A 14,117-nucleotide genomic window follows, 5' to 3' on the forward strand; every position below is an offset into this window, starting at 1 on the left:
ATATGAAACGAATATTTGCAATTATAGTCTCAATTCAGTTTTTCACTATTCTTTGGGGACAAACCCCCGAATTTATATTGCCCTCTATCATTAGTGATCATGCTGTAATGCAACGCAACTCGGAGGTAAAACTCTGGGGATGGTGTCCTGGTGCATGGGATTTGAAAATTGTATGTAGCTGGGCACCACAAGACACCATACATGTAAAGTCGAACGAATATTGTGCATGGGAAGTTTATATACAGACTCCGGACCTCACAGGCCCACATAGTATTCGTTTCTATGGTTGGGAAAACAAATTGGAGAGGGAGATTAATGATATCTTAATGGGTGAAACTTGGCTATGCTCCGGGCAGTCTAATATGGAGTACTTGATGAGTTATCCTGTATTAGATGCGGGAGATATTACAAAAGCGATAGAAAATAAAAATCTGCGTTTTTTTAAAGTATCTAAAGCAACATCCAAATATCCGGTTGAACGGATTGAAGGAAAATGGGTCGTTTGCTCCCCTGATACCTATAAAGACTTTAGTGCGGTTGCTTTCTTTTTTGGACAACACCTTAACGAACATCTAAATATTCCGATAGGACTCATCGGCTCATACTGGGGGGGCACTTCAATAGAGCCATGGATCGATCAATCCAGTTTCAACCATGAGAAAGAGTTATACGCTCTATCACCAAAGCAACATCCTGAGAGTTGGACTCCTACGGCAAATTCTTCTATTTATAATGCAATGATTAATCCGGTTAAAAATTATACCATTGCCGGAGTCATCTGGTATCAAGGTGAAGGAAATAACGAACGTGCTGCAAGCTACGGTACTTTGCTTGATGGTATGATAAGAGGCTGGCGAAACGAATTTCATCGTTACCTTCCATTCTATTTTGTGCAAATAGCTCCATGGAATGGTTATGCAGACAAGAATGCAGCTTATCTGCGGGAGCAACAATCCGATGTTGCAGCTACACTAAAAAATACGGGAATGATTGTTGTTAGTGATCTCGTAAATGATATATCAGATATACATCCGAGTTTGAAAAAGCAGGTGGGTGTGCGTTTGGCTAATATGGCGCTGCATCAAACTTATCATAAAAAAGACATACAACCTTATTCACCTCAACTAGACTCGATACGTATAGAAAAAAATAAGATTATTGTGACCACAACTGCCATCGGAAAACTTACTTGTAAAGATAAAGTTATACAGAATTTCGAAGTTGTGGATAAAGAAGGAAATATATATCCTGCTGATGCGAAGATAGATAAGAATGGCGAGATAAGTGTATCCTCTTCTAAAACAAAAGAACCCATAGCTGTGCGCTACTGCTTTACGAATGATGCTATCCCTAATTTATTTGATATTAACGGGTTGCCTTTGGCTCCTTTTAGAACAGACAGAAAAAAATGAAAAAATATATACTTTTTATATTTAGCTGGCTAATATGCTTTTCAGGTTTCGGACAGGTTACAAATTTAAAATTTAACAACGGTAAGTTTAAAATTGTACAACTAACAGATCTACACTGGGTAGAAAGTGAATCTTATAAGCAGAAAAATGACAGTACTTGTAATTTGATTCGTGAAGTTATCCGCTTAGAGCATCCGGATCTTGTTATTCTCACCGGGGACATTGTTGTATCTTCAAGTGCATTAAAGGCTTGGTCGAAGTTAGCAGATCTCTTTACTAAAGAGAAGACCTTTTTTGCCGTAACCTTCGGAAATCATGATGATGAAACAGATATGACTAAATCTGAAATTCTCAATTACCTACGCACTGTTCCTTACAACCTGACTTATGATGCAGAAGGGGGAAAGCTTTCAGGCTCGGGTAACTGTGCGCTTCCTATTCTGTCTTCTGACGGACGGTCTGAAAAATGGGTACTCTACCTTTTAGACTCTCATAACTTATCAAGTGATAGGTCGTTCGGATACTATGATTGGATTAAGCACGATCAGATAGATTGGTATCGAAAAACAAGCGACGAGTTTACGAAACGTAATAATCACAAGCTTCCTTCGCTGGCCTTTTTTCATATACCATTGACAGAGCATGAAACTGCAAGATGGTCATATCGCGAATTTGGTGAAAAGCAAGAAGGTGTAGCCGCATCAAATGTAAACTCCGGGTTGTTTTCCTCTTTTATCGAAAAGAAAGATGTGATTGGAGTCTTTGTAGGACACGACCATAACAATGATTATATGGTTGACTTAAATGGAAATATAGCATTAGCTTTTGGACGTAAAACAGGTTATCCTGCGGCTTACACCGAAACCCTTAGTAGAGGAGTACGTGTTATTAATCTGTTTGAAAACGAAGCCAGATACGACTCTTACATAAGAGACCTTAAAGGTACTTACACCCACTATACATTCGAGCAAAAGAATGAAGGTTCTGGTATTCCTCATTTTAATGGTTCTTTTATACAAGAATCGCTTGTTCTCAATTGGGATGATAGCCGTTGGGACAAGGAGATGCAGATGCTTAAAGAAGGCGGAATGAAATATCTTATTTATGCGCCCGCACTTCTTACGAATGAACAAGGTAAGGTTTCTACCACTTATCCTTCTACTCTAACAGCGAAAAAGAACCAAAATAAAACATTAGAGAATTGCCTTCGTAGTGCTCAAAAAAATGGAATACGAGTGTTTGTAGGGTTGAACTTTAATGACAGATGGTGGAAAGTAGATTATGATGCGAGTTGGTTGATTGGACAGATGGAGATAGGAAATAAAGTGGCTGAAGAATTGGTTGCCTTATATAAAGAAAAATATAACGATGCCATGTACGGTTGGTATTGGGTTTGGGAGGTTGATAATTTAAATTGTATGACATCAGAGCGTCAAGCTATTTTGGCACAAGCATTAAATACAAACTTAGATTACCTTACTAAAATTACTCCTGATATGCCTTTTATGCTATCTCCCTTTATGAATCATAAGGTAGGCGGAGATGCTAAGGAATATTCGAAAATGTGGAAAAATGTATTCGAACAAACGCATTTTCGAATCGGAGATATTTTCTCCCCTCAAGACTGTGTTGGAGCAGGTGGCCTCAATCTTGATAATTTATCAGAATGGTTCCAAAACTTGAGGGAAGCAGTCAATAGCAAACCGGGTTTGAAGTTTTGGGGAAATATAGAAACGTTCGATCAGCGTTATTGGACAAGTGCGCCATTAACACGTGTAAAGAAGCAACTAGATATTGTAAATGGATATGTAAGCAATATTATCTGCTTTGCATACAGTCACTATAATAGTCCTTATGTAGTAAACCCGGAATACCATCAGGCATATTTGCAATATTGCAAAGACGGTAAATTGCCTAAAATAAATAAACCTCAAAGTGTATCTAATGTGAGCGTTCAGAAAGTGTCGAACGGAATTGAAATCAAATGGATTCCAACAGAATTTAAGTCTATAGACGGGTTTAATATTTATAGAGATGGCGTGTTGATAAAGAAACTTCAGATATATCAAACCCGAACTCCTTTGTCTTTCATAGATAAGGAGGGGAATGTAAACAATGTATACGAAGTTTCGACTTACAATATTATGGAAGACGAATCTGAAAAAATAAAGCAAAATAATTAAATATTAATTTCTTAAACGAAGAAGATTGAAATTATGAAAAACACAATTCTTTTCATCTGCATTTATTTTGTTATTGGGTTGGCAACAGCGTGTAGCTCTGCTGTTACTCAGACATCAGTGCCATCGGAGGTATCTATGACCAAAGAGGTGCTGGCTGACAAAATAAAAGGAGGTTGGGCAGCTAAAACGATTGGTTGCACGTACGGAGGGCCTGTGGAATTTATCCACAACGGCACTATAATTCAGGATTATACTCCGATAAAATGGTCAAAGGACAGGGTAAAGCATTATTTTGATACTTTTCCGGGACTCTATGATGACTTATATGTAGATATTATTTTCGTTAATGTATTTGAACGTTTAGGTTTACAAGCACCTGCCGATTCATTTGCTGTTAGTTTTGCAAATACAGAGTTCCCTCTTTGGCATGCCAATCAGGTGGCCCGATATAATATCAAACAAGGTATTATGCCTCCACTGTCGGGACATTGGTTGAACAACCCGCATGCAGATGATATTGATTATCAAATTGAAGCAGATTTTGCCGGTTTGATGACTCCCGGAATGCCCAATGCGGCATCAGAGATATCTGATAAGGTTGGACATATTTTTACTTACGGAGATGGATGGTATGGAGGAGTATATACCGGGGCTTTGTATTCTATGTCTTTTGTTTCAGACGATGTGGAGTTTATTGTGACTGAGGCTTTAAAAACGATTCCCGAAAAGAGCGACTTTTATCTCTGTATGAAAGACATTATAAACTGGCACAAACAATATCCGAACGATTGGAAACAAACATGGTTTGAATGCCAAAAAAAATGGTCTTCGGAAGTCGGTTGTCCCGATGGAGTATTCTTGCCCTTCAATATTGATGCAAAAATCAACAGTGCTTATGTCTTAATCGGTTTGTTGTATGGTAAGAGAGATTTCTTTTCTACTATGGATATCGCAGCTCGGTGTGGGCAAGACTCAGACTGTAATGCAGCAACGGCAGCAGGAATTTTAGGTACAATCTTGGGATATTCCAATATTCCTGAATCTTGGAAAGAAAGCCTATATGAGGTTGAAGACAGACCGTTTGCATATACCGATGTCTCATTGAACAAATTGTATGACTTAGGTTTAAAACACGCTTTGCAGGTAATCGAAAAAGAAGGTGGTAAAGTAGAAAATAATCAAATCACGATTAAAACTCAGAAACCTGTCGCTGTAAAATATGAAAAATCTTTCGAAGGTCATTACCCTGTTGAAAAAATGGAAATTAACGCAACATTAAAAGATAAGCTTGATTTTACTTTTAACGGGATCGGTTTTGTCCAAAAAGGTTATGTAAAATGCACAGACGAATCGTATGTGGCCAAAGTGGAAATGTATATAGATGGAAATCTGATCGAAACAGCAAATCTTCCGGTGGCAAAAGCGACTTCTATCGATAACCGCAGAGTAGATCTATTTCACAGATATCAATTACCAAAGAGTGCACATAATGTAAGCTACAAGTGGCTTAATCCACGCAATGATGCACAGGTCTATTTCGGAGAGGCTGTTATCTATTCGGATCAATTAACCTATAAATAAGCAGTTATGTATATTGTTGAAAATTATGGATTAGCTGTAGCCTTATGTTGGGTGACAATGTTTTGTTGGGGTTCTTGGGGTAATACACAAAAACTTGCGGCTAAAACATGGCGTTACGAGCTGTTTTATTGGGATTATGTTGTCGGTATACTTCTATTCTCTTTGGTATGGGGACTGACATTAGGTAGTTTCGGTGAAAATGGAAGAGGATTTGTAGAAGATCTACTTCAGGCCAGCCCCGACTATCTTTGGAGTGCATTGCTTGGGGGTGTTATATTCAATGCATCTAATATCCTGTTGTCATCGTCTGTATCGCTCGCCGGTATGTCTGTTGCATTTCCGGTAGGAGTAGGCTTGGCTTTGGTATTAGGGGTATTTGTCAATTATTTCAGTACACCAAAGGGAGATCCTGTTGTTTTATTTTTAGGAGTATTTCTGATCGTTTTGGCTATCATCTTTAATGGATTTGCATCGAGTAAGGTTGCCAAGGCTTCATCAGATCAGGGCGTTCGAAAAAAAGGAATCGTGATTGCTATTTGTGCCGGTATACTGATGTCGTTCTTCTACCGTTTTGTTGCAGCGTCTATGGATCTTGAAAATCTGGAGACTCCAACCAGTGGTATGCTCACTCCTTACTCAGCTCTGTTTGTGTTTGCAATAGGAATATTTGTCAGCAACTTCCTATTCAATACCCTTGTAATGAAAAAGCCATTTGTTGGCGAGCCTATATCATTTAGCCAATACTTCAAAGGCAATATGAAAACTCATCTGATAGGTCTTCTTGGCGGAGGTATTTGGGCTTTGGGTACTGCGTGCAGTTATATTGCTGCAGGAAAAGCGGGACCAGCCATATCTTACGCACTGGGACAAGGTGCAACAATGGTCGCTGCCTTGTGGGGACTATTTGTGTGGAAGGAATTTAAAGGAGCACCAAAGTCTATCAACCTATTACTTACAGTGATGTTGATTCTTTTTATTTCCGGTTTGGTGCTGATAATTTTATCTGGAGGTAACTAAACTTTTTATTAATATAATATAAACTATTATGAGGCAAAATTTTTGTAAAGTTGTAATTGCATTACTGGCAATACTTGCGATACTGCCGGGTAACACATTACATGCAGATAATGGTGTGCCCAATAAACAAAAAAGTGAGAAAAATAATAAAGCGGCTCTAGGTGTACAACCTATTACCGGTACGTGGATAAATTTAGCATATAAGGATGTTAGGAATAAATATACAAATCCTCAAAATTTTGATAATACCAGTCCTAAGCTATGGGAAGCTAAAGTACGAGAATTGTCGGCTATGGGTATCGAGTATTTAGTCTTTATGGAGGTAGCCAATGAAGGCAAAGCTTATTATCCGTCAAAACTGATGCCCTGGTTATATGATAAGAACGTAAAGAGTCCCGTAGAGGCCATTCTTGATGAAGCTGCAAAGTATAATATGAAGGTTTTTATGAGCACAGGATGGGCAAAAGATCAGGATGACAATTTGCTTGACCCAGAGATTAAAAAACGTCAGCTTCAGATAATGGAAGAACTGGCAACTCTATACAAAAATCATAAAGCTTTTTACGGTTGGTATTTGCCTGTAGAAGATTGCTTGTGTCCGATATTTGCCGAACATGCTGTACAGTCTGTGAATACATTGACAGAAAAAGCAAACGCATTGACACCCGGAAAGCAAACTTTGATTTCTCCCTATGGAATAGGACTATCCGAATTCGATAATCCCGATTATGAGAAGCAATTGGCAAAACTCAAAGTGGATATCATTGCCTACCAGGATGAAGTGGGTTGCGTACGAGACAAGTTTACACTTCCACGATTGAAAAAGAACTGGCAAAGAATGCGTGATATTCACAATAGATTGAATATAGAACTTTGGGCTAATTGTGAAACTTTTACATGGGAGGAAAAAACCAATGACCGTAATTCAGCCTTGATTCCGGCTGCTTATTCCCGTTTACTGTCGCAGCAAGTTGCAGCATCTTCCGCTCATGTCGATAAGATTATTTCATTCATGTTTGGAGGTATTATCGAAGACCCAAAATCACCGTTTCAGTTAGGTCAGCCTGTTTGGTCTAACGAACTATATAATAATTATATGGCATGGAAAAACGGTAATACATATTGGAAGCTATTTGAAGCCACTTTGCAAGAGAAGTTGGAAAATTCAGCCACTCCTCAAATGATAAATGATACAAGATTGAAAAATCTCCTTGACGGACAAGTTGCAGAAGAGAATAGTTTAGATAGCCGTTGGGTAAAATTTGAAAAAGGACATCACGAAATAGTCCTTGATTTGCAGAATAAAACTAAGGTTGAAAAGGTTTTGATGCGCAGCCTCAACTACAATCAGGAGGAAATAGGAACACCATATAAAATTTACGTCTTCACGTCCAATGATGGAGTAAAATATGAACTCGCATCTATTAAAGATGCACCATACTTCCCAAACAACAAGCATGATTCATGGATTGATGGAGTACTATTCGACGAATTGAATGAAAATGCACGATACATCAAAGTCGCTTTCGACGCCCCTCAGAAAGTATATGTTGATGAATTATTTATTAATCCGAAAATCAGATAAAGTATGAATGTCTCAGAAAAAACCACTGTATGGGGAAGAAGCCACCCGTACAAACACTAAACGAAAAATCATTGAACTATTAAACTATTAAATAGAATCAGGCTAATAGTGTAAAATTTACTAGTAATCTATAAGGTAAATTCGAGACTTTATGAGAATTCTTTTAATACAGTGAAAAACCTCATTTTATAAAATTAAATCTATGAAAAGACTATTCGGTTCTATATCTGGAATCATATGGGTGCTTATTATAGCACTGATATTTGTTCCGGACAGTTTGGAGGCTACTACATTAGAAGCTCTTCAATCAGTAAAAATTACAGGTGTGGTTACTGATGAATCAGGGAGTCCTGTTATTGGTGCTACGGTCCGTGTAAAAAATGCAAATGTGGGGACAATCACAGAGATTGATGGACATTACTCGATTGATGCTCCCAAGAATGGAACGCTTATCTTCTCCTTTATAGGCTATCAAACGCAAGAAGTAGCTATAAAAGGTAAAAATACCATTAATGTTGTATTGACAGAAGATAGCCAAATGCTCGAAGAAACTGTGGTTATCGGTTATGGTGCAGTAAAGAAAAGAGACCTTACCGGATCCGTTTCTTCTTTGAAAAGCGATGAACTACTTAGAACAAATCCGGTGAGTATCAATCAGGGTTTGCAAGGTAAAATGGCCGGAGTTTCTGTATCGCAAGCAGATGGAGCCCCCGGTTCAGGGATTAGTATCCAGATTCGTGGAGCTAACTCATTTACTACAAGTACCGAACCTCTCTATATTGTAGATGGTATACCTTTTACTACAGGCGAAGCTCCTGAAACCGATTATGGAACAAAACAAAAAAATAACCCGCTAAGTATGATCAGTCCTCATGATATTGAATCTATCGAGGTATTGAAAGATGCATCAGCGACCGCTATTTACGGATCTCGTGCTGCAAATGGTGTTGTTATTATTACTACTAAGTCCGGTTCGGGTGGAAAAACAAAAGTAGTATTCAGCTCTAATTTTAATGTAGCGTCTGCCGTTAAAAAAATTCCGGTACTAAGTGCTGCCGAATATGCCGAATACAGAAATGAGTTGGTTATCAATGGCTATCTGTATGATGGCAAAAGCTATGTTGATGCAGCTAATCTTCCTTATCCAATTCCAGGGCGTTGGTCAGAAACCAAAGGCAAAGACCCGATTACAGGTCAAGAAATTGTAATAAAGAGAGAGTATCTACCAAGTCCTGATGATTTTAGGAATGGATATGATCGAAATCAGGATGGAAAATTGTTTTATGGTACAAATTGGCAAGATCAAATATTTCACACAGCCACTAGTCAGGAGTATAATTTAAGTGTTTCAGGTGGTGATAAAAATGGTTCTTTTATGTATTCAGGGGGGATGCTGGATCAACAAGGGATCATTGTAAACTCTTATTACAAACGTTACAATGTACGTGCCAATAATACACGCAAAGTAAATAACTGGATCGAGATTGGTAATAATATAACTTTTTCTAAATCAGACAACCGTTTGGCTCGTACCAACAGTGAAAATTATGGAGTAATTGAATCCGCTATTGGATTTAATCCTACTCGTCCCGTTTTTGACCCCGAAGCTGACTCTGGTTTCTCAGAAGATTTTTCAAGCGGTTTGGCTAATCCTTACCTAACAGCTCACACAGAAAAAAACATTCTGACATCTTTATCTGTATATACATCAGGCTTTGCAGAAGTAACTTTTGCTGATTGGTTGAAATTCCGTCAGAATGTAGGCTATGGTTACAACTCTTATGAACGTAATCAGTATTATAACAGATGGACAGGATCTGGCCAAGCACCAACAAATGGTTATGGAAGAAAAGATGATAGTGCTTACGAAGGTCTTACAACCGAGTCTTTGCTAACATTCAATAAGACATTTGGCATACATGCTGTTAATGCTGTGGTGGGTATGACTTATGAAAAATCGATGGGTAAAAGTAAATCGATGAGTAGTAAAAATTATCCAACGGATGATACCGAAGATAATAATATCAATGCAGGTATTAAAGACCGTGAAATAAGCAGTGGCAGATGGAAATCTCAATTGATGTCTTATTTGGTTCGTGGTAATTATAACCTGAGAGATAAATATTTGTTTACAGCATCATACCGTCGTGATGGATCGAGCCGTTTTGCTCTACAAAACCGTTGGTCTAACTTCTATTCCGGAGCTATTGCTTGGCGTTTGGGAGAAGAAGCATTTATTAAGAATCTAAATTTCTTTGATAATCTAAAGCTTCGTTTAAGTGCAGGACAAACAGGTAATCAGGGGATCAGTGCATACGCCACACGTTCTCGCTTTACTATCCAGAACTATCCTTTTGATGGTACCCAAACATCGGGTATGGCAGAAGACCGTTGGGGAGGACCTGCTGCTGTAGATCTCAAATGGGAAACTACAAACCAATATGACTTGGGACTAGATGTATCTTTCTTTAACAGCCGGGTTAATCTAACAGCAGATTATTATTATAAGAAAACTACCGATTTGCTTCAATACAGATATATAGATGCTAGTTCCGGATTTAGTGAATTAGCATGTAACTATGGAAACGTAGTAAACAAAGGACTCGAGCTTAGTGGAAACTTTATGCCTGTGAAAACATCCGATTGGATGTGGACTTTGGATGCTAATATCTCATTTAATAAGAATGTAATTGGAGGATTAAATGCCGATCAGTTCTCTGATGTAGTATGGGGCATGGAAAGTATGTTCCTCAGAAGAAACGGTCAGCCTATTGGTATTATCTACGGTTATGTTGAAGATGGATTTTATAATAACGAAGCAGAAGTTCGTGCCGATCCTTATTATAAAACACAGTCAGACTCTAAGATAAAGAGTATGGTAGGACAGATTAAGTATAAGAATATGGATGATGATCCGATGATTGACGAACGCGATAAAACGATTATCGGAAATACGAATCCTGATTTCCAATACGGATTGACAAGTACATTGACTTATAAGAATTGGACTTTCAGTTTCTTACTGCAAGGAACACAGGGAAATGATATTCTGAATACTAACCTGAGAAGCTTTGATGTGGCAGGTTCAGGTAACATGCCGAAATTTGTTTGGGACAACCGTTGGACTCCAGATAATAGAGATAATGCGCTATGGCCTCGTGCTGACGGAACATATACTCGCTCTATGAAAGCCTCAGACCGTTATGTTGTAGATGGTTCATACCTCCGCTGTAAGAATATTAGTTTAGGTTACAGATGGCCATCTCCTGTAAAATATATAGAATCTCTCAATGTAGTGGCTAGTGTATCCAATCTGTTTACTATTTCGGGATATGACTGGTATGATCCGGATGTAAATGCATTTGGTAGTGATCCTACACGCAGGGGTGTAGATATGTCTTCATATCCAAGTGCCCGTACATTTAATTTGGGTGTTCAATTAGCTTTTTAAATTAAAAAAATCATGAATATGAAACTTACTAAAATATTGGGCATCTGTGTGACAAGTTTGTTTCTGATGACCTCTTGCGATTTGGATGAAGAAGTGTATACATTCTCTTCTAACGATAAACTGGTTGCTGCGGGAAAATATGAGGAATTAGTTGCTGGAGCATATAATACTCTACATTTTCCTTTCGAGTGGGGAAACTATCATAACATTGTGAATTTTGATACTGATTACCAATCAGGACCTACATGGGCTTTTGGTTCTATCGGGGCCGGGAACTTCTATGATGAGGGATCAAATAATAATTTCTATAAATATTATTCTCAGACTATCCATAGAGCTAACTACCATTACTCTTTGGTTAGCAAAATGACTTCCGTACCCGAGAAAACGCGCAAAAATGCTATGGGTGAACTTCGTTTCCTGAAAGCATGGGCACAATTCAATCTGGTACAGTTTTATGGACCAATTCCGTTGTATAAAATATCGATATCAGAAGGTAATGCTATAGAGCTGCCTCGCTCATCGGTAAAAGAAGTATATGAGCATATTATAGAAACACTATTGGAAGCCGAACAGCTTTTGATGCCACGTACAGACTCCGAATACAAACAAGGGCATGTTTGCCGGGGTAGCGCTAAGGCTTTATTGGCTAAGGTATATGCTACTATTGCTTCTGCTTCTATGAAGAGTGGTCAGATAACAGTGAAAGGTGGTCCCGGAAAGAAAACCAATCCTGATGGAACAACATCTCGCTTAATGCCTGTTCCTATTACACATCAAAAGAATTTGGTCGCTGGTTATGAAGAGTTCGATTCTCAGGAATATTATCGCTTGGCTAAGGAAAAAGCCGGAGAGGTTATTGCTGAAAAAGAATTTAGTCTGGCTCCAAATCAAGAAACACTATGGAGTGCAGGATATAAAAATGGACCAGAATTCCAATTCTGTTTACAGACTGTATCTTCAGACGGAACATTATTCTATAACTATGTAACATCTGACTATTTGGGTTATCCTAAACCTGAATATAATGGTGAATGGTCAAGTGGTTACTATATTCAGCGAGACCACTGGTTGCAATTATTTGATGATTGGGACGATGAGCGTATCACTTGGGGTGTAATGCACCGCATTCCTACCACTTATAATAAACAGACCGGCAAAATGACTTATCAGTTTTATCCTGAACGTGATAGTGTATATGTGCGCAAAGGAGAAAGAGGCTATGATCCTAGTGATGTTGTCGCTAATTCTGCTGTAACTTATGGATCTAAACTTTTGAAGTTTGCCGCAATTACTACTCCTCTCGATGGTACACGCTCCGATTGGAATTGGCCTTACATGCGTTATCCTGAAACACTGTTGATATATGCTGAAGCTGATAATGAATTGAATGGACCTACTGCTGATGCTTTTGAAAAAGTAGGATTGCTCAATGCAAGGAACAATAGTACAACCGCTGCAGCCCGTAATGCAAAAGTTCCATTTACAAAAGAATCTTTCCGTTCCTACATCTTGGAAGAACGATCCAAAGAGTTTGCTGCTGAAGGTATTCGTCGATTCGACTTATTGAGATGGGGTATCTATTTGCAAGTGATGAATGCTATTGGTGTAACAGACGAAAATGATGTTATTAAACGTCGCGAAGAGAAGCATCTTCTATTGCCACTTCCTCTGGATGTTGTGAATACCAATCCTTATATCGACAGGAATAACCCTGGATGGTAATTCTGATTTATTAATTATTAATAAGTTGATCAATGAAAAAAATATTTAATATCAAAAGCTTATGCTTGAGTGCAGCTTTACTTCTCGGATTGTTCTTTACAGCATGTTCGGAAGATGAAAATAATGCTACTGCCATTCAAATATCAGGCATAACAACAATAAAAGATCTGAACACCCCGATTACCGAAGCCAAACTAGGAGATTTTATCGCTATTCATGGAACGGGATTGGACATTCATAATATAGATTCTATTTACGTGAATGAATCTAAAGTTGACATGGTAGAGGTATATACAGAGAAGGATGTATTGTATATGCAGGTTCCGGTTAAACTATCTCTTGAGCCTACTGATAAAGTTTATATTTATAATAAATTGGGTCGTCAAGACTATCCTCTAAAGACTATTGCCCCCGACCTTAAGCTTGTTCGTATGTTTAATGAATATACACAGCCGGGTGATACAATCATGATTTATGGAGACTTCTTTAATCTTTATGAAATTGATTCAGTAAGTGCTGTTGTTGATTTCAACGGTAAAACATCCAATGTGATCAAATCGGCGAATAACTATCTGACTGCACGAGTTCCCCTTGATGTGGATAAAAATATCAAAGTAAAGGTGAAGTCTTTAAAATATGAGATAGAGTCTACTTGTCCGGGACGATACTATGATAACGAATGTATGATTGTAGACTTTGATAATCGTGTGCCAAGCAGTATGACCAATGTAGTTACCGATCTGAAAGATAAAAACCGATTGAGTGGTAATTACTTACATATAAATGAGAAGTCGGCTTGGAGTAGCTGGTGGTATATAATAGAGATAGGAAATACGCCGCTAACAGACGATATGTTAGATCATTCGGATCAGTATGTTATAAAATGTGAGTTCTATACTGCCAACCAGTTTGTTGATGGCAAGATTAAGTTCTTAAATTACCTTTTCTGGGATGCGGCTCCAATGGAATGGACTCCTTCTGATTTTGTATTCCAGAATTTCAACCGCTGGGAAACGATAACGTTACCTTTCAAGCGAAACTATTCAGGAACTTATCCGGAAAATATGTACTACCATTCCTTCAATATGAGAATTGAAATAGATCAAAGTATAGCGCGTAACTTTGCTTTTGATAACATACGGGTATGCAAAAAAGGTGATTAA

Annotated in this window: 8 protein-coding genes; all 8 read left to right on the forward strand. The window is 38.1% G+C overall.

The window, feature by feature from the left end:
* The first annotated feature begins 2 nt into the window (after positions 1-2).
* Positions 3-1,412, forward strand: coding sequence for a sialate O-acetylesterase (locus E4T88_RS05790; RefSeq protein ID WP_135104534.1), 1,410 nt, complete (start codon positions 3-5; stop codon positions 1,410-1,412).
* Positions 1,409-3,595 carry a DUF4434 domain-containing protein gene (locus tag E4T88_RS05795; protein WP_135104535.1) on the forward strand — a complete coding sequence of 729 codons (2,187 nt, stop codon included), beginning with the start codon at positions 1,409-1,411 and terminating at the stop codon, positions 3,593-3,595. The genes E4T88_RS05790 and E4T88_RS05795 overlap by 4 nt, the downstream gene beginning before the upstream one ends.
* 33 nt (positions 3,596-3,628) lie before the next feature.
* Positions 3,629-5,176, forward strand: a complete 1,548-nt coding sequence (locus E4T88_RS05800; RefSeq protein ID WP_135104536.1) for an ADP-ribosylglycohydrolase family protein — start codon at positions 3,629-3,631, stop codon at positions 5,174-5,176.
* A 6-nt stretch (positions 5,177-5,182) separates the two neighbouring features.
* Entirely contained in the window at positions 5,183-6,193 is a 1,011-nt protein-coding gene (locus E4T88_RS05805; protein WP_135104537.1) for a GRP family sugar transporter, read from the forward strand.
* Between the two features lie 28 nt (positions 6,194-6,221).
* Positions 6,222-7,778, forward strand: coding sequence for a DUF4434 domain-containing protein (locus tag E4T88_RS05810; RefSeq protein ID WP_135104538.1), 1,557 nt, complete (start codon positions 6,222-6,224; stop codon positions 7,776-7,778).
* Positions 7,779-7,980: 202 nt separating this feature from the next.
* On the forward strand, positions 7,981-11,229 hold the full coding sequence (locus E4T88_RS05815; RefSeq protein WP_135104539.1) for a SusC/RagA family TonB-linked outer membrane protein: 3,249 nt from the start codon (positions 7,981-7,983) through the stop codon (positions 11,227-11,229).
* 18 nt (positions 11,230-11,247) lie between these two features.
* Positions 11,248-12,954, forward strand: a complete 1,707-nt coding sequence (locus tag E4T88_RS05820; protein ID WP_135104540.1) for a RagB/SusD family nutrient uptake outer membrane protein — start codon at positions 11,248-11,250, stop codon at positions 12,952-12,954.
* A 32-nt stretch (positions 12,955-12,986) separates the two neighbouring features.
* On the forward strand, positions 12,987-14,117 hold the full coding sequence (locus tag E4T88_RS05825) for a glycan-binding surface protein (RefSeq protein WP_135104541.1): 1,131 nt from the start codon (positions 12,987-12,989) through the stop codon (positions 14,115-14,117).

It is taken from the genome of Dysgonomonas mossii, from assembly GCF_004569505.1.
Lineage (GTDB): Bacteria > Bacteroidota > Bacteroidia > Bacteroidales > Dysgonomonadaceae > Dysgonomonas.